General features: G+C 51.5%; 23 protein-coding genes. 8 read left to right on the forward strand and 15 right to left on the reverse strand.

From position 1 onward, the window contains the following. The first annotated feature begins 169 nt into the window (after positions 1–169). Complete coding sequence (locus AB4876_RS03005; RefSeq protein WP_368380167.1) at positions 170–607, forward strand: low molecular weight protein-tyrosine-phosphatase; 438 nt, start codon at positions 170–172, stop codon at positions 605–607. Between the two features lie 196 nt (positions 608–803). Here the strand turns inward: AB4876_RS03005 and AB4876_RS03010 are convergent, their stop codons facing one another. The 3 genes from AB4876_RS03010 to mutM all read right to left on the reverse strand — a co-directional run bounded on the left by AB4876_RS03010 (position 804) and on the right by mutM (position 2,947). Then, positions 804–1,775, reverse strand: a complete 972-nt coding sequence (locus AB4876_RS03010; protein ID WP_368380168.1) for a ribonuclease Z — start codon at positions 1,773–1,775, stop codon at positions 804–806. Between the two features lie 116 nt (positions 1,776–1,891). Next, positions 1,892–2,020 (reverse strand): hypothetical protein, encoded by a 129-nt coding sequence (locus AB4876_RS03015; protein ID WP_368380169.1) that lies wholly within the window; start codon positions 2,018–2,020, stop codon positions 1,892–1,894. Between the two features lie 108 nt (positions 2,021–2,128). Next, positions 2,129–2,947, reverse strand: a complete 819-nt coding sequence (mutM, locus tag AB4876_RS03020) for a bifunctional DNA-formamidopyrimidine glycosylase/DNA-(apurinic or apyrimidinic site) lyase (protein ID WP_368380170.1) — start codon at positions 2,945–2,947, stop codon at positions 2,129–2,131. 149 nt (positions 2,948–3,096) lie between these two features. On the opposite strand from mutM, the gene AB4876_RS03025 reads away from it, so the two are divergent. Together AB4876_RS03025 and AB4876_RS03030 are read left to right on the forward strand one after the other, a co-directional pair. Next, complete coding sequence (locus tag AB4876_RS03025) at positions 3,097–5,163, forward strand: hydantoinase/oxoprolinase family protein (protein ID WP_368380171.1); 2,067 nt, start codon at positions 3,097–3,099, stop codon at positions 5,161–5,163. Positions 5,164–5,199: 36 nt separating this feature from the next. Beyond that, positions 5,200–7,971, forward strand: a complete 2,772-nt coding sequence (locus AB4876_RS03030; protein WP_368380172.1) for a class I adenylate cyclase domain-containing protein — start codon at positions 5,200–5,202, stop codon at positions 7,969–7,971. Positions 7,972–8,135: 164 nt separating this feature from the next. On the opposite strand, the gene cyaY is transcribed toward AB4876_RS03030, so the two are convergent. Continuing rightward, positions 8,136–8,447: an iron donor protein CyaY gene (gene cyaY, locus AB4876_RS03035; protein WP_368380173.1), complete on the reverse strand. Its 312-nt coding sequence runs from the start codon at positions 8,445–8,447 to the stop codon at positions 8,136–8,138. 147 nt (positions 8,448–8,594) lie between these two features. Here cyaY and lptM point away from each other — a divergent pair, with 147 nt between their 5' ends. The 4 genes from lptM to AB4876_RS03055 all read left to right on the forward strand — a co-directional run bounded on the left by lptM (position 8,595) and on the right by AB4876_RS03055 (position 11,677). After that, positions 8,595–8,777, forward strand: coding sequence for an LPS translocon maturation chaperone LptM (gene lptM / locus AB4876_RS03040; RefSeq protein WP_368380174.1), 183 nt, complete (start codon positions 8,595–8,597; stop codon positions 8,775–8,777). Next, positions 8,774–10,021 carry a diaminopimelate decarboxylase gene (gene lysA / locus AB4876_RS03045; RefSeq protein WP_368380175.1) on the forward strand — a complete coding sequence of 416 codons (1,248 nt, stop codon included), beginning with the start codon at positions 8,774–8,776 and terminating at the stop codon, positions 10,019–10,021. The genes lptM and lysA overlap by 4 nt, the downstream gene beginning before the upstream one ends. A gap of 112 nt (positions 10,022–10,133) precedes the next feature. Further along, positions 10,134–10,964 carry a diaminopimelate epimerase gene (gene dapF / locus AB4876_RS03050; RefSeq protein ID WP_368380176.1) on the forward strand — a complete coding sequence of 277 codons (831 nt, stop codon included), beginning with the start codon at positions 10,134–10,136 and terminating at the stop codon, positions 10,962–10,964. An 8-nt stretch (positions 10,965–10,972) separates the two neighbouring features. Further along, entirely contained in the window at positions 10,973–11,677 is a 705-nt protein-coding gene (locus AB4876_RS03055; RefSeq protein ID WP_368380177.1) for a DUF484 family protein, read from the forward strand. 114 nt (positions 11,678–11,791) lie between these two features. Here the strand turns inward: AB4876_RS03055 and AB4876_RS03060 are convergent, their stop codons facing one another. After that, on the reverse strand, positions 11,792–12,985 hold the full coding sequence (locus tag AB4876_RS03060) for an alpha/beta hydrolase family protein (protein ID WP_368380178.1): 1,194 nt from the start codon (positions 12,983–12,985) through the stop codon (positions 11,792–11,794). Between the two features lie 159 nt (positions 12,986–13,144). On the opposite strand from AB4876_RS03060, the gene AB4876_RS03065 reads away from it, so the two are divergent. Beyond that, on the forward strand, positions 13,145–13,861 hold the full coding sequence (locus AB4876_RS03065; protein WP_368380179.1) for an HAD family hydrolase: 717 nt from the start codon (positions 13,145–13,147) through the stop codon (positions 13,859–13,861). Positions 13,862–13,901: 40 nt separating this feature from the next. On the opposite strand, the gene AB4876_RS03070 is transcribed toward AB4876_RS03065, so the two are convergent. From AB4876_RS03070 to urtB, 10 genes are all read right to left on the reverse strand, one after another. Further along, on the reverse strand, positions 13,902–14,102 hold the full coding sequence (locus tag AB4876_RS03070; protein ID WP_368380180.1) for a hypothetical protein: 201 nt from the start codon (positions 14,100–14,102) through the stop codon (positions 13,902–13,904). Between the two features lie 197 nt (positions 14,103–14,299). Then, complete coding sequence (glnK, locus tag AB4876_RS03075) at positions 14,300–14,638, reverse strand: P-II family nitrogen regulator (RefSeq protein WP_368380181.1); 339 nt, start codon at positions 14,636–14,638, stop codon at positions 14,300–14,302. A gap of 364 nt (positions 14,639–15,002) precedes the next feature. Further along, positions 15,003–16,247 carry an ammonium transporter gene (locus AB4876_RS03080; RefSeq protein ID WP_368380182.1) on the reverse strand — a complete coding sequence of 415 codons (1,245 nt, stop codon included), beginning with the start codon at positions 16,245–16,247 and terminating at the stop codon, positions 15,003–15,005. A 71-nt stretch (positions 16,248–16,318) separates the two neighbouring features. After that, a complete protein-coding gene (gene glnK, locus AB4876_RS03085; protein ID WP_301028610.1) occupies positions 16,319–16,657 on the reverse strand; it encodes a P-II family nitrogen regulator in 339 nt (112 codons plus the stop codon). 85 nt (positions 16,658–16,742) lie between these two features. Next, positions 16,743–17,408 (reverse strand): TorF family putative porin, encoded by a 666-nt coding sequence (locus AB4876_RS03090; protein WP_368380183.1) that lies wholly within the window; start codon positions 17,406–17,408, stop codon positions 16,743–16,745. A 495-nt stretch (positions 17,409–17,903) separates the two neighbouring features. Continuing rightward, the gene (locus AB4876_RS03095; RefSeq protein WP_368380184.1) at positions 17,904–18,803 is read right to left on the reverse strand and encodes a hypothetical protein; all 900 of its coding nucleotides are present in this window, start codon (positions 18,801–18,803) and stop codon (positions 17,904–17,906) included. Positions 18,804–19,052: 249 nt separating this feature from the next. Further along, a complete protein-coding gene (gene urtE, locus AB4876_RS03100; RefSeq protein ID WP_368380185.1) occupies positions 19,053–19,748 on the reverse strand; it encodes an urea ABC transporter ATP-binding subunit UrtE in 696 nt (231 codons plus the stop codon). A gap of 4 nt (positions 19,749–19,752) precedes the next feature. Beyond that, positions 19,753–20,532: an urea ABC transporter ATP-binding protein UrtD gene (gene urtD / locus AB4876_RS03105; RefSeq protein ID WP_368380186.1), complete on the reverse strand. Its 780-nt coding sequence runs from the start codon at positions 20,530–20,532 to the stop codon at positions 19,753–19,755. Further along, entirely contained in the window at positions 20,529–21,683 is a 1,155-nt protein-coding gene (urtC, locus tag AB4876_RS03110) for an urea ABC transporter permease subunit UrtC (RefSeq protein WP_438273397.1), read from the reverse strand. Before urtC ends, urtD begins: the two co-directional genes overlap by 4 nt. A gap of 6 nt (positions 21,684–21,689) precedes the next feature. Next, entirely contained in the window at positions 21,690–23,369 is a 1,680-nt protein-coding gene (urtB, locus tag AB4876_RS03115) for an urea ABC transporter permease subunit UrtB (RefSeq protein WP_368380187.1), read from the reverse strand. Positions 23,370–23,388: the final 19 nt, after the last annotated feature.

A 23,388-nucleotide genomic window follows, 5' to 3' on the forward strand; every position in this document is an offset into this window, starting at 1 on the left:
TTGAAGAGCTAACTTAAGTGGCAATAAAGAGCCGGTATTTTCCCCTACCGGCGCCCAGACAGCAAATAGCAGGACCGTAAAAATGGCCAATTACTGCACCTTTACTTGCAACAAGGGCGACTGACAGCGAAAATCAGCGGCTCAAGGAAAGATTCAGGTCACAAAATCCATGTTCAAAAATATATTAATGGTGTGTATCGGCAATATCTGCCGCAGCCCCTCGGCCGAATACCTGCTCAAACACAAGCTCGCCCACAAACCAGGCGTAACCATACACTCAGCCGGCCTCGGGGCGCTCGTCGACAAACCAATCGATACCAGTGCTGGCCAATTACTCAGCGCCAAAGGCGTCGACGCCAGCGGTCACCGCGCCCGCCAAGTTACTACTGAAATGCTATTAAACGCCGATTTGATTTTAGTGATGGAGCAACGCCACGTTAAAGGCATCACCGAACTCGCCCCGCAGGTCAGTGGCAAAACTTTTTTACTGGGTAAGTGGTCGCAAAACCAAGCGGTTCCCGACCCCTACCGCAAAAGCATGGAAGCCTTCGAACATGTGTATGGGCAAATAGATCAATTCACCGACGACTGGCTAAAGTACCTTTAAGTTATTGTTATTTAAAAGCTATCGCCCCCTATATAACTTGACTCAGAGCCCAGCGCTACTGCACCACCTCGGCACTGGCCCGACCAGATACCGGATCATGTCCGGTATGACGCTCTTTTTAGCTCGTTGCCACACCCACGAGACACCAGATCAAGCCTGGGAGACGACATAAGGCGGGCATTCAGGATTCAGCTCTCTATAACTCACTCAGGCTTTTATCTTTTTCGAGCTGATAGCTTTTAAGGTCTTCGGCCAACAGTAGATTACCTTGATAAAGCTCGCGCGCTTCGCTAAATAACTCCGCAACACTGTGAGTCTTGGCTTTCTTAGAGGGGTCTTTGCGATAACGCTGACTGAAGTGGGTCAAGATGAGATGAGGCAATGCGGCGGCTGCCGCGGTTTTTGCTACCATCGCCGCCGTGCTGTGCATGTACTGGGGGCCAACCTTGGCTAGGATGTCTTCGGTAAAAGTGGCTTCGTGTATCAGTAAATCACTGTCTTGCAGTGCTTCACTTAACAGATCTGGCTGATCATTGTCGCCACCCACAATCATTTTACGCGCCGGCCATGCGGGGCGGCAAACCTTGCTAGCAGCTACACGCTCGCCACTCGCTAAAACAATATCCTCCCCTTGCTGCAACTGGTGCCACAGCGGGCCACGAGGAACGCCTAAGGCGTCGAGTGCGACTTCGTCGATGTGATTCGGCGGAATTTCTTTGATGTGATAAGCAAAACAGGGCACTCGATGCGACATCGCTACGGCGCTGACCTCAACACTCCCGTCGCTATAATAGAAATTAGGTGCATCGCTGCGCACAAAATTAAGGGGAAAGCGTAAATTGTGTACATCGGTATGCGCAAAGGTCGCGCGCACATATTGCTCAATACCATCGGGCGCGCATATCGTAAGCGCGGCGGTGCGGCCGCTCATATTGGCACTGGCAATTAAGCCTGGTAAGCCGTAACAGTGATCGCCGTGAACATGGGTAATAAATATCGTTTTCAGCTTAGCGCTAGAATGGCGGCTACGCAGTAGGCGATGCTGAGTACCCTCACCACAATCAACTAAATACCAATCGCGGCTCTCGCCAATATTTAGGGCGAGTGCGGTAACATTACGCTGCGCCGTTGGCGTGCCGGCACTGGTACCTAAAAAAGTAAAACGCATAAAATCTGAGTTGAAACTCCCTGCTCGCTGGGTTCATGGTGACGTTTTAAGGCTGACGTTACCTTCGTATTTGTAGTGCCTCTGCCGAAACTATGTGCACCGTAAGCGGCTTAGTTTTACTGAGCGCCCACCAATACGAATAAAAACATCGGCAAGCTCAGTATAGCCAAAGTTAAGCCGTCATAAATTGGTTTAGCGGTATTTGATGCTGCATCGCGCTCAGAATCACTACGTAGACGACTCAAAATACCTGCCTTATACCGTCATACCGGACTTAACCTAGCATCTCATTGGCCGGTAGAGAGCAAGCTCAGAGACACTAAAGTGAATCAAATTCAGCTCAACTATCGCACTCAACGCTGGCAGCGCCGACAAAATACGGTCGTCCGTTGCGCTATACGGATTTCGCTTAATTCTTTCATGCAGGTCCAGCAGGGTTGACCGCCGCGGCCGTAAACTTGCAGTTCTTGTTTAAAATAGCCTGGCTTACCATCGCCACCAACAAAGTCTTTAAGGGTGGTACCGCCTTGGGTAATGGCCTTGTCGAGCACTTCTTTTACCGCGAAAACCAAACGGGTATAACGCGCCAAACTGATGCTGCCCGCCTCGCGAGTTGGGCTAATACCGGCCATATAAAGCGCTTCGTTGGCGTAGATGTTTCCCACCCCAACCACCACATGAGCATCCATTAAAAAGCTTTTAACCGGCACGGTACGCTTGCCGGCGCGTTTAAACAGATAAGCTGCATTAAACTCGTCAAGCAAAGGCTCTGGCCCAAGCTTGGCGAGGAGTTTATGACTGGCGACATTGTCGCCTTCCACCCAAACAACTGCCCCGAAGCGTCGCGGGTCGGTATAACGCAGGATTTGCCCGTCGTCTAGGCGCCAGTCCAAATGATCGTGCTTGCCTATTGGCGTGTCGGCGCCAGTAAAATAAAGCCGCCCCGACATGCCTAGGTGGATAAGTAGGTGGCCGGCGGCGAGGCGAATCAATAAATACTTGGCGCGCCGCTCTACCGAGAGTACTTCTTGGCCGCAGAGGTGGTTCGCCAATTCCGAGTCGACTGGCCAGCGCAGGCGAGGATCACGAATGATGACATCACTGAACACGCGGCCAATTAAATGCGGGGAAATACCGCGCTTGACGGTTTCAACTTCGGGCAGCTCGGGCACGGGGATTCAATCCTAATATGAACGACAAAACTAGAGCGGGGATTGTAGCCTAAGGGCAAGCTACAAACCCAGCGCAGCCTCTAGGCCGTAAAAACATGACATCATCCAATTAACTGGCGACAATAAGCAAAATTTTGCCGCGAGGGCTTATGCCTCCACACTCCCCCCCAAGCCAAACGCCTGCTACCGTCGCCTATCTTGGTGTGGACACTGGCGGCACCTTTACCGACTTTGTACTTTTTCAAGGTCAGCAGGTGCGCAGCTACAAATGCCCATCCACCCCCGCCCAGCCCGAGCGGGCGATTCTCAGCGGCATTCAAGCCTTGGGCTTAAATGAGTTAATAGCCGCTGGCCGATTGCTTGTGGTACACGGCTCTACTGTGGCGACCAATGCCGCGCTTGAGGGCAAAGGCGTGCGCACCGCGTTTATCACCAATCGGGGCTTTGGCGATATGCTCACCATTGGTCGGCAAACCCGAGCGGCCCTGTACGATTTGCGGCCCGCCGCCAAGGTGGTGCCGGTACCTCGTGAGCTATGCTTAGAAACTGGCGGCCGTATCGGCGCCGATGGCAGCCTTATCGAGCCCCTGACTGTAGACGATATCGCCTCGCTTCAGACCCAGCTGCAGCAGCTAAAGCCCGAAGCAGTTGCGATAAATTTATTATTCTCGTTTATCGATGACAGCTTTGAAAAAGCCCTTGTTGAGGCCATTCCCGAAGGTGTTTTTGTGTCGCGCTCCTCAGAAATCCTACCCGAGTACAAAGAGTACGAGCGCGGCATGGCAACTTGGCTTAATGCTTGGTTGGGGCCGAAAGTCGCCGCGTATTTAGGACAATTACAGGCAGCACTGAAGACCACGCCGCTATCGGTAATGCAATCGTCTGGCGGCACCACCGACGCCGCCAACGCCGGCCTGCGGGCGGTTAATTTACTATTATCCGGCCCTGCTGGTGGATTGGCCGCAGCAAAACAACTTGGCGACAGTATTGGCCAGCCGCGCTTGCTGAGCTTTGACATGGGCGGCACTTCCAGCGATGTTGCGCTGATTAACGGCGACATTAAACTCACTAACGAGGGCAAAATTGGCCCTTATCCGGTAGCGGTACCGATGGTGGATATGCACACCATTGGCGCTGGCGGCGGGTCACTCGCTTATCTGGACGAAGGCGGCATGTTGCGGGTGGGGCCACAATCAGCCGGCGCCGACCCCGGTCCCGCCTGCTACAACAAAGGCGGGCTTGCCGCCACCGTAACCGACGCCAATATGGTGCTGGGCCGTTTGCCCGCCAGCGCCAAACTCGGTGGCAGCATGCCCTTGAGTCTTGACGCCGCCCGCAACGCCGTGGGCATACTTGCCACACAATTGCAGCTAAGTATTGAAGAAACCGCAGCGGGCATTCTCGACATTGCCAATGAACATATGGTGCGCGCGCTACGAGTGATTTCGGTGCAGCGCGGCCACGACCCCGCCGAGTTTAGCCTATGCTGTTTTGGTGGCGCGGGTGGCTTACATGTCTGCGCCCTTGCCGACGCCCTCGGCTGCACCCAAATTATTGTACCCAATTACGGTGGCGTATTTTCGGCCCTCGGCATGTTATTGGCACCGCGTGAAAGGCAGTTATCCCGCACTCTCAACACCCCCCTCGCAGAAATAAGCAGCGCAGAAGTAGAACGTGCATTGAAGCGTTTAACGACAAGCGGCCGCGAGCAATTACTGAATGAGGGCGTCGATGCCGCCCAGATCAGTTCCACCCCCAGCGTTGATCTCTGCTATGCCGGCCAGTCGTATACCTTAAATTTACCGTGGCAGACCTCGCTACCCGCACTTGCCGAAGCCTTTCATCTAGCCCACGCCCACCGCTACGGCCATCGCCTTGAATTACCAGTACAGCTCATTAATATTCGCCAAGCCCTGCGCGCACCAAGCAGCGTGCCCACGCTACCAACACTAACGCCACGCGCACCCGCCGCACCGATAGATATGCCGGTAGTAGTAAGTGATAGCGGCACTGACCACCCGATACCCCGCTATATGCGAGAGCAATTAGCCAGTGGGCAAATCATTACGGGGCCGGCACTGATTAGCGAAACAGTAGCCACCACTTGGCTGGCCAAACATTGGCAAGCTGCGGTAGACCCACAAGGGCATTTATTAATACACCGTATTATGCGTAGTGATACCCATGACAGCATGCCACCATTACCGCTACAGTGAGCTCATTCGCGTTTACATGTTTATAACAGGTTTTGTATGACGGAGAGCTCGATCAGCCATCCGCTGTTTGACCGCGGCATTAGTCATGCTGGGCTCAAACAAGTGCGCGGTCGTTTTTACAAACTCAATCACGAACGCCTGCTGCGCACCCGCACGGCGCTGCTGTCGCGCCAGCAAATTTTTCTCGATTTACTACCTCTGCTAATTCACATTAACCATCCTATTTTGCCGGGGTATAAAAGCGCCCACACCCCCTGCGGCATAGACGGTTACACCCCCGACGAACTGACTTTAGAAAGAATGCGTACAAATATTGCCCGCAGTGTGCAATACCGGCAAGACGAGCAGGGCCCACCGCAGATTCACAGCGTTTTTTTAATGGGCTCCTGTGGCACTGTGGCCCAGGCCGAAGACTCTGATCTAGACGTTTGGCTCTGCCACCGCAGCGACATCGACGATTTAGGCTTACAACGTTTATACAATAAAGCTGGCGCCATCTCTGACTGGGCGCGCAGTCTCGGTTTGGACATTCACTTTTTCTTGATGGACAGCGAGCAATTCCGGCGCGGCCAGCGTGACCGACTAAGTGCGGAATCGGCGGGCACCAGCCAGCATTATTTATTGCTCGACGAATTCTACCGCAGCGCCCTGCTCGTTGCTGGTCGCTATCCACTGTGGTGGTTGGTGCCGCCCAGTGAAGAAATAAACTATCGGGAGTACACCTCTCTGCTCCATGCCCAGGGTTTTGTCGGCCCCAACGAATCCATCGACTTTGGCGGGGTCTCTGACATTCCCGCCGGCGAGTTTATTGGTGCGGGCGTTTGGCAATTGTATAAAGCCATAAGTTCACCCTACAAAGCGGCGCTAAAGCTCCTATTAACCGAAGCGTATGCGCGGGATTACCCCAATGTAGTGCCACTGTGCATTGACCTTAAACAAGCGGTTTACAGCGGCGAGGTCGGCGCCGACGACTTTGACCCCTATATTATGGTCTACCGGCGTTTGGCCGATTACTTACAAGCCCGCAATGAGTTAGACCGCCTTGAGCTGATTCGCCGCGCCTTTTATTTCAAAGTGGGTATACGCCTGTCACAAGCGGCCAGCAGTATTGCCCCGTGGCGACGCAAGCTTTTAGAAGCTCTTATTGCCGAGTGGCAGTGGCCTGCAGAACAGCTTTTAAATTTAGATACCCGCAGCCGCTGGAAAATTCGCCGGGTAAGGGAAGAGCATCGTTTTTTGGTAGCAGAACTCACCAATAGCTACCGGTTTTTACAAGACTTTGCCCGCCAAAGTGATAGCCCTGCGCTTATTAAGTCCCAGGAAATGACCCTGCTCGGTCGCAAACTTTTTGCCGCCTTTGAGCGCAAGCGCAATAAGGTGGAATGGCTAAACCCCGGCATTGCCCCCGACGTGTCTGAAGAGCAATTATTTTTTCACACCCAAGGTTTTGGCGAACAGCGGCGCTGGGCCGTCAGCACCAGCGCCCGCCACGACTTTGAGGCCGACGCCATATTACAAGAGAACGACCACCTCAGCGGTTTGCTGTGCTGGTGCTTTTGTAATGGCCTTATTAACGACTACACTCGCCTGCGCATCAATGGCCGCCAAGACGGCGTCTCTGAAAATGATCTACGCAAAATGGCAACACACTTAAGCAGCCACCTGCCGCGCAAGGCCTTCGCCGCCGACCCACAAAAACACGAGGCATTTAACCGGCCGAAAGTACCCGAAGCCATGCTGCTCTATATCAATCTAGGGCAAGGCGCGCTCAGTGCCCTAGGTGCCGCGGGCTTGGCGCGGCACAATAGCAGCTACTCCATCAGCCATATTGAGATTGTGTTTATTAATAGCTGGGGGGAGGTTTCCTCTCGTGCCTTTAGCGGCGCCGAAGCCATCCTTGATGCCTTTCGCGCCTACCAACAACTTATGCTGATGGCTGCTCGCGGCACCCAACAACCGCTTATCGACGCAATTTGTTTTAATGATCCAGAGCAAAAGCTGCGTAAACGTATACGCCATTTGCCAAGATTATTGCACCGTGCGTTTTACGCCAAACCCAAAAACAAACGCCTCATAATCAAACTCGGTAACGGCTTTCATATTCTGCAAACCGAAAATGACGAACTGCGCAGCATTCACGCCCATGGCTACTCAACCTTAATTCAATGCCTAGGCCGAGGACAGGCCAGTTACAGCCCACTAATGATCGACCGCTACTGCGCGCCAAACTCCGCACTCGCCAGCATAGTGGCCACCGCTAATAGCCCAGATTGCTATATTTTCTTTCACCGCCGCGATGACTTCGCCGATCTCTTTGTACGCGACGAGCGCGGCTCACTGCACTACAGCACCGCCGCATTTGTCAGCGTAACTCAGCTGCTACAACCACTGCTGGCGTTTTTACAACACTGCCAGCATGAACAGCAAAGCAATCATCAATTTCGCTTGTTTGAATTACATCAGCAAGATAATAAATGGCGCAGCCAAGCCCTGGACATCAAAAAGCTCAGCATTAACGAGCTGGACGCCGACCAGAAGGTAGCTCTAGAAGCCATCGCCAACCCCGACGATCAAGGCCGCTTGGTATTTGATATGCGCTACCAAGACCAATTATTCTTATATGCTAAGTTCGGGCCTGCGCTGTTTGATGAAGTGGCCAGCCAATTGCTGCGGCAAGAAACTCAGCCCACTCACTATCAACTAGACGCGATTGACCTAAGCGCCCTACCCCCGCAACAGACCAGTGTTTACCTACGCTATAAACAGCATATCGAAGAAATGCTGAATACCTCGGTATTGTCACAGTAGGCTTTTGCTAGGGACGCTAGATACGCTTGACGGGAGACGCCGAACTGAGCCAGTTTACAGTTACTCCACCAAACCAGTTCACAGCCGCCTCACCAGATACTGGATCCAGTCCGGTATGATGGCACTTTTATGACCCCTGTGACGGCAAAATCCCGCTAGGCTTATCACAGCACCAGTGTTTCGCCTATTTGTTCAAGGCTTATCTCTTCTAACATCTGCGCTAGGCTTTTCCCGGTGCGGGCGCAGTACCACTGCTCGTCAACCCAGTTAAAGTGGAAGCCACCGGAACGGGCAGCCAGCCACAGTTCGCAACTGGCACTTTGGCGGCTAAAAATCATGGCGCTGCCATCCGGCGCTTTAAGCGTTAAAACGCCGCCGCTTATTTCACAATCAACATCGGCATCAAGTTCGTCAACAGCGTCTTCGATGGTGACAAACAGTTCGTCGATATTGTCGTTAAACATTACTTCATTCATTTTACGGTGGCTTCCAGATCGCGGTTCAATGCCGCGAGTATACTAAGGCCCTGCCGCCACTGGCCATGCCCGCAGCGCCTAGGGTATGTGTTATTCATTTGCACCCTAGGTATAATGCGCGACTCAGTCAATTTTAGGGACGACATCATGGCCGCTTTTCCTATAGTCGCGTTTGCGCGGCCCGCTGCATTTTGCCTTGCCGTACTACTAGCCGGCTGCGGTCAAACTGGGCCACTGGTGTATCCCGAAAACAATGACGCTGCTGCCAACTCAACTGACAGCGGAGCAAGCACCCCAACTACCGAGCCGAGCCCGAGTAAGCCTTTATGACGCCTTTTCACTACCTTAACGGCGAATTACACGCCGAATCCGTTGCCCTAAGCGCTATTGCCAAGCAATACGGCAGCCCCTGCTATGTGTATTCCCGTGCCTATTTAGAACAGCGTTTTACGGAATACACTGAGGCCTTGGCCGGTCAGGATCATTTGGTGTGCTACGCGGTAAAGGCCAACTCCAATATTGCCGTGCTCAATGTGCTGGCCCGGCTTGGCGCGGGCTTTGACATTGTTTCTGTTGGCGAGCTCGAGCGGGTATTGGCAGCCGGTGGCAAGGCCGAACGCATTGTGTTTTCTGGAGTGGGTAAAACCGCTGCTGAGATGCGCCGCGCGCTGGAAGTGGGCATCCACTGTTTTAATGTGGAGTCTGAGGCGGAACTGGAGCGTTTAAATAACGTTGCCAGCGAGCTGGATGTTAAGGCCGCGATTTCGATTCGGGTCAACCCCGATGTGGACGCCAAAACCCACCCTTATATTTCTACCGGTTTGAAAGACAATAAATTTGGTATCGACATTGCCCGCGCCCCCGAGGTTTATCGCCGCGCCGCCAGCCTTGCCAATATCACCATAAAAGGTGTGGACTGCCATATTGGCTCCCAGCTTATTGATACCAGCCCCTTTCTCGACGCCCTCGACCGCGTATTGAGCTTGGTCGACACCTTGGCAAGCATGGGTATTGCGATCTCACATTTGGATTTGGGTGGCGGCCTTGGTGTGCGCTACCGCGATGAGGTAGCGCCTGCGACCAGCGACTATATTGCGGCAATTCGCGCGCGTCTGGGCGAGCGTAAAGTGACTCTAATGTTTGAGCCAGGCCGCTCTATTAGCGCCAATGCCGGTGTGCTGCTGACCACGGTGGAATATTTAAAGCTGAATGAGCACAAAAATTTCGCGATTATCGACGCCGCGATGAACGATATGATCCGGCCCTCTTTATACTCGGCGTGGATGGATTTATTAGCGGTAAAACCCCGCGAAGACGGCGTATTACGCACTTATGACTTTGTTGGGCCCGTATGTGAAACCGGCGACTTTTTAGCGAAAGATCGCGAGTTGCGCATTGCCGAAGGCGACTTACTGGCATTGGCATCTAGCGGTGCCTATGGATTTACCATGAGTTCCAATTACAATAGCCGAGGACGTGCGGCGGAAGTCATGGTAGACGGCGATCAATGCCACCTGATTCGCGCCCGCGAAACTGTCACCGACCTGATGCGTGGCGAAACCGTGTTGCCCTGAGAGCAAGATCTTTTGTTGTAATCAACAAGCCCTGATCTGCATCTCTAACCTATAGCAACCCGCCCGCATCGTTAACTAGCGCCATCGGTGGGGCGCACCACAGGGTTTTACGATGCAGTTACGTTTTACCAAAATGCATGGCCTGGGCAATGATTTTGTCGTTATCGACCTCATTACCCAGCGCTTTAAGCTCAAGCCACACCATATCCGCAAAATTGCCGACCGGCATTTTGGGATTGGCTGTGATCAAATACTGGCGGTGGAAATTCCCACCCAGCCCGATGTCGATTTTCGCTACCGAATTTACAATGCCGAAGGCAGTGAAGTAGAGCAGTGTGGCAACGGCGCACGCTGCTTTGCCCGCTATATTCGCGACAAACGCCTCACTGGCAAAGAACGGATTAAAGTTGAAACACTGGCCGGAATAATCGAGTTAGAAGTAACCGAGAATCGCCACGTTCGCGTCGACATGGGCGCGCCGATACTCGATCCGCTGCGTATCCCCTTTACCGCTGAGCAGCAGGCCAATGATTACGCATTAGATATTAATGGCGTTGAATGGCGGGTTGGCGCGGTGTCGATGGGCAACCCCCATGTTATTTTGCCGGTTGCCGATGTCGATACCGCTCCCGTTGCCGAGATTGGGCCCACCGCCGAGCAGCACCCGCGCTTTCCGCAGCGGGTTAACGTGGGCTTTATGCAAGTTATCGATCGCGACACCATTAAACTGCGCGTTTTTGAGCGCGGCGTAGGTGAAACCCTCGCCTGCGGCACGGGTGCTTGCGCGGCCGTGGTGAGCGGGATTGTGCAGGGTAAGCTCAATAATAGCGTTACCGTGCACTTGCCAGGAGGCAACCTGAGTATTGACTGGCAGGGCGCCGGTCAGCCCGTTATTATGACAGGCCCCGCAACGACGGTTTTCGAAGGTCAGATACAAATATAGGATCGCCTGTGGACAGTGCAAACCCAAAGAAAGACGGACTACCCAGCGAGAGTGAAGTTGCACGTTATTTGCGCAACCACCCCGGCTTCTTCCTAAATAACGAAGATATCTTGGCCGAGCTGAAACTCACCCACCAAACCGGCAAAGTAGTCAGCCTATTGGAGCGGCAGGTAGAGATCCTACGCGAGCGCAATATGGATATGCGCGGCCGAATCAGCAATATGCTTGACAATGCCAACCGCAATGACCAGCTATTTGAGCGCAGCAAGAAACTCATTCTCAATCTGATTGAAGCCAAGCGCGCCGAAGAACTGAGCAACATCCTTTGTCGTCACCTCGTTAACGATTTTGACGATATCGACTACGCCAGCCTAATTCTCTTTGCCGACCCCAGCCGACTCGGCAGCAGCGTGCTCCGCGTGGTTAGCCCCGAGCAAGCCCAGCAGCAGATCGGCAGTTTACTGCGCAGCAAAAAAGCCATTTGCGGTGTATTGCGCGCAGAAGAATTGAGCTTTTTGTTTGGCAAACACGCCGACCATATCGGCTCGGCAGCGCTGATGCCCATTCAAGCAGGCAACCTTGACGGTGTTATTGCCATCGCCAGTAAGAATCCGCAGCACTTTAAATCCAGCATGGGCACCTTGTTTTTGGAATACATCGCCGATGTAGTTAATCGCTGCCTGCCGAAGTTGATGAAAGGGCCGTTTCTTTAGGGGGATGGTCAGACGCCTGACGTCGGGTGTCTGACGAAATACCAGCCCGCATAAAGTTTGTACGCGCTCCCAACCACAGCCTTGGAGCAAGCTCTCCTCATCGGACGTCCGACCTCAGACCTCCGACCCAACTGCCTGACAATGCCTATCCATAAACCGCCGCATTAATTTCAAATACTCCCGCTGGCCGAGATGCACTATATGGTTGCCCGGAAACCAGTGCAGATGCGATTCGGGCCAGTGGGCGTGGAGTAAGCGCACAAATCTTGGCGGGGTAAAACGGTCGCCAGCGCCGCCAATAATCATCACCTTTTCTGGATCGAGTTTGGGTTGATAGCTGAGCGGGCTGTGAATAGCCAGACCGCGGCGCAGGTCGAGCGGAGTAAGGCCGGTGCGCTTACCAATTAAGTCCATTAAACTGCCGGTGGGCTGCCAACTGCGCATGGTGTCGACCGGCGCAACCAGGGGCGAGTTGGGTATACAAAATGCTAAGCGCGGCTCCACCACCGCCATGAGTGAACTGAGGTAGCCCCCCAAACTAAGGCCGCTAATTCCGACGTGAGGCACACCCCGCTCCAGCAGGTAGTCCACCAGCACCCGCATATCCGAAACAGCCTGCAGCATGCCTTCATTAAGCTGCGAAAAGCCCCCCGCAAACAGACCATAACCACTAAAGGGATGGCAGCGCTCTGCACGGTCACCGTGGAAGGGCTGGGTCATTAAGACAATGTCGTAGCCATTGTCATAAAACCAACGCAGCGAGAAAAATAGGCTGTTAAAGCCATACCAACTTTCTACTACGCCATGCACAAAAATCAAGGTTGGCCGCGGGCCATCTGGATGAGCCCAGTACTGGGCGCTGGCGGTGCGGTTACGTTTATAACTCAGGTAGCGTTCTCTTACTTCTGGATTGAGGGGCGTAAAGGCGCTATTAAATCGCAGATCAACCGCTGGAATGCCTCGGGGCTTATAGCTAAAGTGCGATATTTTATGAACACTCACGTCCACTTTCGGCGGCGGAATAAACACCTTATCGACATCTCTAGATGCGGCAAGATTGGCGTAAAAATCCATGCGCGCCCTTTCTTTGGCCATCTCCTTACCTTTGAACAGCTGGGGAACGAGGGTGCCAGAGATCATTAAGGACAAGCCGGTTCGCATCATGCGATCCATCATCGCCGTGCCGTATACCTTCAGAGGGAATTCACTATCCAACTCTGTACCGTCAGATTGGCAATAAAAATCGTCTGGCAGGCTAATCCACCAAGGCGGTGACTTTTTGACAGGGGGCAAAGCAGTTTGCGTCATAAATCATTGTCTCGCTGAGCAATACAGTAGAGCTTAGTTGTACCATATCCTACTTAAATTACATTAGCGGCCGATTAATATAATTTAGCTAAGCCGCTTGCCCCACTAACAGTCTGTACTTAAGCTAAACACTTATTTTCTCTAAGCAAAAGGTCAGCAATGAGTACAATTAAACTACTGAGCTTCGACCTTGACGACACCTTGTGGCTAAGTGCCCCCACCATCCACAAAGCCGAACAAGCTTTCTACCAGCATTTGCAGCTACACGCACCGGCGTTGGTGGCCAAATTCAGTCCTGAGGCTTTACGTGAACACCGCTTAAAGTATTTACGTGCCCAGCCAAACTTACGGCACCACATTTCCCAGTGGCGGACCGACAGTTTACGACAGGCCTTAATAGAGTCGGGCTATGGAAAGCAAAGTTCGGAGATGGCCTCCGCCGCATTTGCGGTATTCATCGCGGCTCGCCAGCAAGTCCTGCTGCTAGAGCACTGCACAACCGTTCTCCAAGAGCTGAGTAAGAATTATGTACTTATCAGCCTCACCAATGGTAACGCGGATTTGAGCAATTTGGCGATTTCAAACCACTTTAGCGCCAGCTACCGCGCCGAAGAACTCGGCGCAGCCAAGCCCGCAGCACCACTTTTTTTAGAGGCGCTAAAACACGCTGGATGCCGCCCAGAAGAAGGCATTCATATTGGCGATAATATTAATGACGATATATTTGGTGCAAAAGAAGTGGGGATGCACGCCATTCAGGCGCGCTTTGCTGCAGACGCACCACCGCCGCATCCCTTGGCAGATCAACATTTCAATGACTGGCGTGAACTGCCGGCTTTGATCCGGCAGTTAGAAGCAAAATTAAAGACCAGTTAAGCCCGCGTCAGCTCGACGCAACAAGGCGTAGGCCACGTCATTAGAACGTGTCTACATCAGAGTCGCTATCGCCAAGATTGCTGCGCATATGCGGCTCAAGATGTTTTATCTCACCGCCGCGCGCCAGAAACGCCTCAACGTCTTTAGACAGTTGATCGCGCATGCGATCATGCACGGTCTGACTAGGTACAAAATTTTGATTGGGTATTTGATTATCAGTACTACGAATGCGCGATCCCATACGACCTCCTCCCGGAAACAAGAAACCCGCGTTTACATCGCGCTTTATACTGCTTTCTGATGCTTGCTGACAAGCAGCGGCTTAGGCTTTTTTGTTCTTAATAATCTTATATATCAGTGTATTTAGAGCTATAGCGCGTTAACTAGCGCCCACAAAAAAGGGCGACCAATGGCCGCCCCTTAACTGTACAAACAATCTTAAATCGCTTCTTCACCGGTTTCACCGGTACGAATACGAATAACCTGCTCTAAGCTAGTCACAAAAATTTTGCCGTCACCAATTTTGCCGGTACACGCTGCTTTGGTCACGGTATCAATGACTTTTTCCAGCTGGTCATCGGTTACGGCAATTTCAAGTTTTACCTTGGGCAGAAAATCAACCACATACTCTGCACCGCGATATAGCTCAGTATGGCCTTTCTGGCGACCAAAACCCTTCACTTCTGTAACCGTTACGCCTTGCACACCAATTTCCGACAAGGCGGCACGAACGTCATCTAATTTAAACGGCTTAATTACCGCACTGACTAATTTCATCGCCGTAGCTTCCCCTTCATTATGATTACCGCAATATATAGCCTATTTAGCCTAGACCTAAGGGGTTTGGCAAGGTGATCCCAGCTTTTGCCGTAAAAAACCTTAGAAATAACCTAGATAACGTAGCTAAACATGGTGGGAGCGCCCGTAGCGACACGCTTGACGGGAGCCGGAAATGCTTTTCCCGCTATCGCTCGCTCACTAGGCGCGAACCTAACTAGTATCCAGTCACCGCGCGAATGCTAAAACCTTCCAGACAATGCACCCACCCCCGTTGTAGCTCTCATCCGGCATTCAGCAGCTCAATGCCGAAACAAAACGGGCGCTCTAAGAGCGCCCTGAAAATCACCAAACGGGGAGAGTCTTACTTGTTGGTGAATTCCGGATAGGCTTCCATACCGCATTCAGAGAGGTCGACACCTTCGTACTCTTCCTCTTCTGTAACACGCAAGCCCATAACCACTTTGAGTATGCTCCAAACCACTAGGCTTGCACCAAATACCCAGGCAAAGATGATCGCTGCGCCGTAAAGCTGGGCACCGAAGCTAGCATCAGAGTTAGTTAATGGCACTGCCATCAGACCCCAGAAGCCAACAACACCGTGTACAGAGATCGCACCAACTGGATCGTCGATTTTGATTTTGTCCAAGGCCAAGATCGAGAACACAACGATTACACCACCAACTGCACCGATTAAGGTTGCGGCCATTGGGCCAGGTGTCAGTGGTTCTGCAGTAATAGCAACCAGACCAGCCAAGGCGCCGTTCAATGCCATGGTCAAATCCGCTTTACCGAACAGGATGCGAGCAACTAACAGTGCTGCAATCAAACCACCAGAAGCAGCAGCGTTGGTGTTAACAAATACTTGTGCCGTGGCGTTCGCTTCGTCGATGTTAGAAACCATCAACTCAGAGCCGCCGTTGAAGCCGAACCAGCCCATCCACAGGATGAAGGTACCGAGGGTTGCCAAAGGCAGATTAGCACCTGGGATCGCATTAACTTGACCACCAGCGCCGTACTTGCCCTTACGTGCACCCAGCAGCAATACACCAGCCAGTGCTGCCGCAGCACCACACATGTGAACCACACCAGAACCCGCAAAGTCAGAGAAGCCAGCAGCGTCAAGGAAACCGCCACCCCATTTCCACATGCCCTGCAATGGGTAGATAACGCCAGTCATCACTATTGCAAAAGCAAGGAAGGTCCACAGTTTCATACGCTCAGCTACCGCGCCAGAAACAATCGACATTGCCGTGGCCACAAACACCACTTGGAAGAAGAAATCTGAGGAGCCAGAGTAGTAAATATCGCCGTTAGAAGCTAAAACGTCTTCTACCGATGCGTCAGAAACCCCATTACCAAACCATGCGTCTGGCAGGATTCCACCTTCGGAACCGCCGTACATAATCGTGTAGCCGCACAGTAAGTACATGGTGCAGGCAATTGCATACAGCGCGATATTTTTAGTAAGAATTTCAGTTGTGTTTTTTGAACGAACCAGACCGGCTTCTAGCATGGCAAAACCTGCTGCCATCCACATAACCAGCGCACCACAGACGAGGAAGTAGAACGTGTCCAGGGCGTACTTGACCTGTATGATGTCTTCCATCACATGCCCTCCAAAGGGAAAGAGATAATCTTTTAATTAAATTTGTTTAACTAACAACCGCAACCGAAAAATTAAATGGCTTCTTCGCCAGTTTCACCGGTACGGATACGAACAACCTGCTCAAGTGCAGTGACAAAAATCTTTCCGTCACCAATTTTGCCGGTATTCGCTGATTTAGTAATAGCTTCAATTGTCGGCTCAACTGATCCATCAGCAACAGCAACTTCAATCTTCACCTTGGGCAGAAAATCAACAACATATTCAGCGCCACGATATAACTCGGTGTGACCTTTTTGGCGACCAAAACCCTTAACTTCGGTAACAGTTATACCCTGTACACCGATGTCAGAGAGCGCCTCACGCACATCATCAAGTTTGAATGGCTTAATAACAGCCGTAATCAATTTCATCGGAAATCTCCTGTTAATGTGCGTCGATCACACACTAGGATTAGTTAAAGAAATGACCGGCAACAAACTGTCGCCGGTCGGGGTATTACATAGAAATTGGCAAGCTATAAGAAACAATGAATTTTGGATCTGTATCTACAGCCAACACATCATCACCATCCTGCTGGCTCACAATGAACGACAGGTTGTCGTTGTAAGCGTAGGCAATATCGGCGTGCATTGTGTCATTACCATTGATATCTTCCATACCGATAGTCAAGGAGAATGCACCTGCGCTACCGCCAATGGTGTAGTAGTTGTAATTAGTGTAACCAGAAGGGCCAGCAATTGGCTCATAGTAAGAAACACTAATAGGGCCAAGACCAAGAGTAAGGATCAGGTCTGAATGCTCAAACAAATCAGTTTGTTCAGTACCAAGGTAGCCAGCACCAGTAGGATAATTGTAGTTCCAAACACTAATATCGAAGCTTACGCCGCCGCCGACATCCATACCGTAACCAGCGTATAAGTCATACTCAGTGCCTGCACTCGTATCACCAGAAGACGCCCAAGCGCCAATATAGGCACCACCGGTGCTATAGCTCAAATCACCAGACACCGCTGGAGTGCCTGAACCTAGGTCATAACCACGCCATAAGTAAGTGCTAGCAACACCAACACTTGCAGATACTTCTGCTGAAGCCGGTGCAGCAACCATGGTCATTGAAGCTGCCGCAACACTAACAGCCAGTAAAGTTTTCATTTTGTTCATGTTGTAGTCTCCGCGTTTAGTATAGAGAAAGTGATCAAGCACTATCCTGACTTAGCTATAGCACTTTCAATGCCAACATGAATTTTTATCATTTCTATCAACAACTTACAGATTATTAGAGCGGTTTTATAAAACACCGTGAATACCGTGTCATTCGCTGCCCCGACTTGAGCCAATAGTTACGCACAAATATAGAGCATATATAGAAAGCCGCCGGAAAAAGTGCGTTAAATAAATGCACCAAGGCGATGAATGATGGCTATTTATGAAGTAAAAAAACCGGAAATAATTTATTTAACGATTTAAAAACAATGACTTGGCTAAGCATTCAAAGCCCAAGAGCAAAAGCCAAGCAATGAGACCTAACTTTGCGCACCATTGCGGTGCTAGCGCACTATATCTCAGCGAAGAAAGTAAAAAAGGGGCGCCCAACGTTAGTTGAATGCCCCTAATACCCTAGATGAATGAATTCCCAAAAATAACTAAAGCACAGTATTAGCGCGCCTCTAAAGCCTCAACGCGTTTGCGCAAACGCTCAAGCTGTAACTGCAGATCCTTGATCTTCGCATCGCCGCTGGGGCTATGCGTCGCTTTAGGCGCTGCTAATATCAATTGATCAACCAGTATCCGCCCGGGCTTGCCAGCCGACGCCGTTACACCTGGGCTTCCAGCCAAACCACCCTGAGCACCTGCCACCCATTTACGATTTCCCACTAGGGTTTTCTGGGTTACATAAGCCCCACCAGAACCTGCACCACCGGAGCCTGCATCGCCACCCTCGCCACCGGCGCCGCCGTCGGCATTAATACTTATGCGACTCACCATGCTGTCGCCAGATTCGGTTTTTGATAAGTTTTGGTACAAGAAGGTAATATCTCCACCGCGACCGCCCTCACCGCCATCGCCACCATTACCGCCCTCACCAGCTACTTCAGCGCCGCACTTACTCTTCATATCGGCGCCGTCACCGCCCGCGCCACCCTGGCCACCGTCGCCACCCGCACTAAGAAGTTGTAAGCTGCCGAGGCTTTCCAAGCCCAGCTGAAAGCGAATTTCCACGCCATCGCCACCCGCTTCACCGCTCTCGCCTGCTTGACCATCGACAAATTCATCACAAACTGGCGCAGATATACCAACCGCACCATTTGCGCCCGATTGTGCTCGGCCGTCGACCACCACGTTTTTACCAATATATGCCTGCCGCGCATGCACCCGCCAGCCACCCACTCCGGGGGCAAAACTGATATGAGCGTCGTCACCAATGCGTAGAGTATCGAGAATTAACTCCTGCTGATCTAAACCAACAAGGTAAGCTTGGCCAGCCGGAATTGTTAAATCGGTTGCCATGCTCGTCAGCGGAACCAACGCTAACGCCAGTGAGGCAAGGTATTTCATGAGCTTGTCCTAAGGGGGTAAAGGCCGCCATTATAGACTTTGGATACAATAAAAATGCGGCATTTTGTGTGAATAGTAATCAATTCTTACACGTCTGAAGCCTGAGGTCTAAGCCAGACTTGCTAAATGCTTGACGGGAGACGGTATACGCAAAAGGGGCCCTCGTTCAAGGACGACGGTTGGATAAGCAGGTAAACAACGTTAATGCCTTTTCCTACGTCGCCAGACGTCTGACACCAGACGCGCCCTTCACACCGTCATATGCCGCCGGACATCTTCCTCGACCATTTCATCGCCTCGGCCAGACAATATCACTTCGCCGCGATCCATTACGGCGTAGTAATCGGCCAGCTCGCGGGCAAAATCAAAATACTGTTCTACCAAGACAATCGCCATCTCACCCTGCTGACGCAGAATGGTAATAACATTGTGAATGTCTTTAATAATAGAGGGCTGAATCCCCTCGGTGGGTTCATCCAAAACCAGTAGGCGCGGCTTGGTAATCAAGGCCCTTGCAATGGCCAACTGCTGTTGCTGCCCGCCAGACAAATCGCCACCGCGACGCTTGAGCATACTTTTTAACACAGGAAATAAATCGAAAATTTCAGGGCTAATATGGCGCTGGCTGCGCTTAAGTGGCGCATAGCCGGTATAGAGATTTTCTTGCACGGTGAGCTGCGAAAAAATTTCTCGGCCCTGAGGCACATAGGCAATGCCGGCGCGGGCGCGGTCTGCGGGCGCCATACTGCTAATATCCAAACCATTTAGCGTAATGCTGCCGCCGCGCACTGGGTGGCGGCCAGTAATCGCCCTTGCCAAGCTAGACTTACCCACCCCATTGCGACCTAAGATACAGGTAACTTTGCCCGTCTCGGCGCTTAAATTCACTTTACGCAGGGCCTGACTCGCGCCGTAGTAGAGGTCCACATCATTCACTAGCAACATAGTCTTAACGTCCTAAATACACTTCAATCACCCGCGGATTGGCCGACACCACTTCTAAACGACCTTCAGCCAACACACTGCCTTCGTGCAGCACCGTGACCTTGCTGTCTAAGGCTTTGATGAAATCCATATCATGTTCGACCACCACAATGGTGTGCTCGCGGTTAATTTCTTTTAATAGCGCTGCGGTTTCCATGGTTTCTTGATCAGTCATGCCCGCTGCTGGCTCGTCGACCAGTAAGAGTTCCGGCCCCTGCACAATCAACATACCAATTTCCAACCACTGCTTTTGACCGTGTGAAAGACTGCCCGCGAGATCCGCCGCTTTGGCTTTCAAGCCGACCAGTTTAATCACTTCATTTATCCGGTCACCCTGCTCACTACTTAACTTATGCCAGAGCGCGCGAATCACACTGCGAGTGCCAGCCAGCGCCAGCTCTACATTTTCCCAAACGGTGAGGGTTTCAATGACCGTGGGCTTTTGGAATTTACGACCAATGCCCAAATTGGCAATGTCGGCTTCGTCGTATTGAGTAAGATCGATACTGTCCTTAAAACGCACCTGTCCAGAATCGGGCCGCGTTTTGCCGGTAATAATATCCATCATCGTGCTTTTGCCCGCGCCGTTAGGGCCGATAATTGCGCGCAATTCGCCGGGCGCAATATCTAAAGACAAATTATTAATCGCTTTAAAGCCATCAAAGCTTTTGGTCACACCATTGAGATACAACATGCTCTGCAATTCTGAGCTGTGAAAGCCCGGACTTTTTACCACCGCACTCATGACTCTGCTCCTTGCGATGTCGGCGCGTTACGCTCGGCGCGACGATCTTGCAATTGTTTAACCACACCCACAATGCCTTTCGGTAAATACAGGGTGCTAATAACAAACAGGGCGCCCAACATAAACAGCCACACTTCGGGGAAGGCACCGGTGAAATAGGTTTTGGCATAGTTCACTGCCACCGCGCCGATGACCGCGCCAAACAACGTGCCGCGGCCACCGATCGCGACCCAAATAACAATTTCAATAGAGTTGATTGGCCCAAACTCGCCGGGGTTGATAATACCGACCTGAGGCACATACAAAGCACCCGCAATGCCAGCCAATATCGCCGACACCACAAACACAAAGAGCTTAAAATGCTCAACCCGATAACCCATAAAGCGTGTGCGACTTTCGGCATCGCGTATTGCCACCAACACCCGACCGTATTTACTGCTCACAATCGCACGGCACAAAATATAGGCCAGCATCACGCTTAATGCCGACAAGGCGAACAATACACAGCGGGTGATATCTGACTGCAAATTAAAGCCGAGAATGTCTTTAAAATCGGTGAGGCCATTATTGCCGCCAAAGCCCATATCATTGCGGAAGAAAGCCAGCAGCAAAGCGTAGGTCATGGCCTGGGTAATGATCGACAAATACACGCCGGTTACTCGCGAACGAAATGCCAGCCAACCAAACACAAAGGCCAATGCGGCAGGTACCATGGCTACCATAAACATAGAGAAGAAGAAGCTATCAAAGCCATACCAATACCAGGGCAGCTCCGTCCAGTTCAAAAACACCATAAAGTCGGGTAAATCGGCATTGCCATATACCCCGCGCTCACCGATCTGCCGCATTAAATGCATGCCCATGGCGTAGCCACCGAGTGCAAAAAATGCACCGTGGCCGAGACTTAAAATACCGCAATAACCCCAGATTAAATCCAGCGCCAAGGCAAGCAAGGCATAGCAGAGATACTTGCCCAGTAGCACGACAATATAGGTGGGTATATGTAAAAAACTGCCCTCGGGCATTAGCAAATTACACAGCGGCACCAGCACCATGGCGGCAAACAACACCATTAACAAATAGCTACCCGCTTTATCTGCTAGCAATAAACGGCCAATGGCACTGCGTTCAAATATTTTTGTATTCAGCATGGTCAATTAATCCTCTACCGAGCGGCCTTTAAGAGCGAACAAACCGCGAGGTCGCCACTGAATAAACATAATGATGAACACCAGCACAAAGATCTTGGCCAATACTGCACCCGCAAAAGGCTCCAAGAATTTATTGGCTACCCCGAGGCTCATCGCCGCAAAGAAGGTACCGAATAAATTACCCACCCCGCCAAACACCACCACCATAAAGGAGTCGATAATATATGACTGACCTAGGTTGGGACCGACATTGGTGAGCTGGCTCAAGGCCACTCCGGCAATACCTGCAATACCTGAACCTAAACCAAAGGTTAAGGCGTCCACCCAGCCCGTGCGTATGCCCATGGAGTTCGCCATGGCGCGGTTTTGCGTAACGGCGCGCATCTGCAAACCCACAAAGGTTTTCTTTAACAAAAACACCAGCAGCAATAGCACGATTAAACTGAAAGCGATGATATAAAGGCGGTTATAGGTCAGCGACAAGGCGCCATTAATTTCTAGCGAGCCACTGAGCCAACTTGGCGCGGTAACCGATTTATTTAGGGGTGAGAAAATACTGCGCACCGCCTGCTGCAAAATCAGGCTCACACCGAAGGTAGCCAACAAGGTTTCTAAGGGACGTCCGTACAAATGGCGAATAATGCCGCGCTCTATCACAATCCCGACTAAACCCGACACTATAAAGGCGGCGGGAATGGCGACAATAATCGAGTAATCAATATAGTTCGGCATCAGTAATTGAATAACGTAGGTGGTGTACGCTCCCAGCATCATCATTTCGCCGTGGGCCATATTAATAACACCCATAACCCCAAAGGTGATCGCCAAGCCCACGGCGGTAAGTAACAGCACCGACCCTAAGCTCAAGCCAAAAAACGTATTCTCAATTAATTTATAAATCTTGGCTTCGCTGCGCATTTCTTTTAACACGGCAGCAGCCGACTCCCTTACCAAGTCGTCTTTTTCGGTGTAGTTTCCGTCGCTATCGGTTAGCTGCATGGCGGCAAGAATCGACATGGCATCGCTGTCGAGGGTGCCGCGAAAAGATTCGATGGCCTCTAAACGCAATACCTGCTCATCCGAATTTAAATTAACCATTGCCGCGGCAAGTCTCAGAGATTCGATTACCTTGGCATCAGTTTCCATTACCAGTGCACGTTCAATAGCGTGCAAAAATTCCGGTGACGGGCTGCGCACCAAATTTTTAGCCGCCTGTAAGCGCACTGCCGTATCGTCACTGCGCAGTGCAATTTCAGCCAGCACGCCGCGCAACACTGTGCGCAGCTCATTATTAATACTGATCTTGCGCACCGCTCGGCTACCTACCACGCCAAGGTCTTCACCACTAATTACCGCCACCGCACTGTAGCCGTCGGCGTTACTATGGGCGTACACCAGCTGACGCCCTTTTTTGGTGTAGTACAAATCACCCGCCTGCAGAGCCTCGAGTACCGCAACCCGCTGGGACAAATCAGAGCTCGCGATTAAATTAATCAAGTTCACTTTGTCACTGGTACTTTTTACAGTAATGAGTTCATTCAGCAGCAGCGAAGCATCTTTATCTCTTAATTCGTTTTGGCTTGCTGTCGCAATCGGCGCAGCAGTGCTTTGCATAGGCAGACAAATGACTAGGCAAAGTAATAAAAATCGGAATACGGAATACGTATAGGTGTGATTCAGTTTCATTGAAACATCCATTTACAAT

The organism is Zhongshania guokunii (assembly GCF_040892635.1).
Taxonomy (GTDB): domain Bacteria; phylum Pseudomonadota; class Gammaproteobacteria; order Pseudomonadales; family Spongiibacteraceae; genus Spongiibacter; species Spongiibacter guokunii.

What these genes read in the sequence shown, in the direction of transcription:
- AB4876_RS03005 (WP_368380167.1), top strand. Translation starts at nt 170, where the DNA reads ATGTTCAAAAATATATTAATGGTGTGTATCGGCAATATCTGCCGCAGC.
- AB4876_RS03010 (WP_368380168.1), bottom strand. Translation starts at nt 1,775, where the DNA reads ATGCGTTTTACTTTTTTAGGTACCAGTGCCGGCACGCCAACGGCGCAG.
- AB4876_RS03025 (WP_368380171.1), top strand. Translation starts at nt 3,097, where the DNA reads ATGCCTCCACACTCCCCCCCAAGCCAAACGCCTGCTACCGTCGCCTAT.
- AB4876_RS03030 (WP_368380172.1), top strand. Translation starts at nt 5,200, where the DNA reads ATGACGGAGAGCTCGATCAGCCATCCGCTGTTTGACCGCGGCATTAGT.
- cyaY (WP_368380173.1), bottom strand. Translation starts at nt 8,447, where the DNA reads ATGAATGAAGTAATGTTTAACGACAATATCGACGAACTGTTTGTCACC.
- lptM (WP_368380174.1), top strand. Translation starts at nt 8,595, where the DNA reads ATGGCCGCTTTTCCTATAGTCGCGTTTGCGCGGCCCGCTGCATTTTGC.
- lysA (WP_368380175.1), top strand. Translation starts at nt 8,774, where the DNA reads ATGACGCCTTTTCACTACCTTAACGGCGAATTACACGCCGAATCCGTT.
- dapF (WP_368380176.1), top strand. Translation starts at nt 10,134, where the DNA reads ATGCAGTTACGTTTTACCAAAATGCATGGCCTGGGCAATGATTTTGTC.
- AB4876_RS03060 (WP_368380178.1), bottom strand. Translation starts at nt 12,985, where the DNA reads ATGACGCAAACTGCTTTGCCCCCTGTCAAAAAGTCACCGCCTTGGTGG.
- AB4876_RS03065 (WP_368380179.1), top strand. Translation starts at nt 13,145, where the DNA reads ATGAGTACAATTAAACTACTGAGCTTCGACCTTGACGACACCTTGTGG.
- AB4876_RS03070 (WP_368380180.1), bottom strand. Translation starts at nt 14,102, where the DNA reads ATGGGATCGCGCATTCGTAGTACTGATAATCAAATACCCAATCAAAAT.
- glnK (WP_368380181.1), bottom strand. Translation starts at nt 14,638, where the DNA reads ATGAAATTAGTCAGTGCGGTAATTAAGCCGTTTAAATTAGATGACGTT.
- AB4876_RS03080 (WP_368380182.1), bottom strand. Translation starts at nt 16,247, where the DNA reads ATGGAAGACATCATACAGGTCAAGTACGCCCTGGACACGTTCTACTTC.
- glnK (WP_301028610.1), bottom strand. Translation starts at nt 16,657, where the DNA reads ATGAAATTGATTACGGCTGTTATTAAGCCATTCAAACTTGATGATGTG.
- AB4876_RS03090 (WP_368380183.1), bottom strand. Translation starts at nt 17,408, where the DNA reads ATGAACAAAATGAAAACTTTACTGGCTGTTAGTGTTGCGGCAGCTTCA.
- AB4876_RS03095 (WP_368380184.1), bottom strand. Translation starts at nt 18,803, where the DNA reads ATGAAATACCTTGCCTCACTGGCGTTAGCGTTGGTTCCGCTGACGAGC.
- urtE (WP_368380185.1), bottom strand. Translation starts at nt 19,748, where the DNA reads ATGTTGCTAGTGAATGATGTGGACCTCTACTACGGCGCGAGTCAGGCC.
- urtD (WP_368380186.1), bottom strand. Translation starts at nt 20,532, where the DNA reads ATGAGTGCGGTGGTAAAAAGTCCGGGCTTTCACAGCTCAGAATTGCAG.
- urtC (WP_438273397.1), bottom strand. Translation starts at nt 21,683, where the DNA reads ATGCTGAATACAAAAATATTTGAACGCAGTGCCATTGGCCGTTTATTG.
- urtB (WP_368380187.1), bottom strand. Translation starts at nt 23,369, where the DNA reads ATGAAACTGAATCACACCTATACGTATTCCGTATTCCGATTTTTATTA.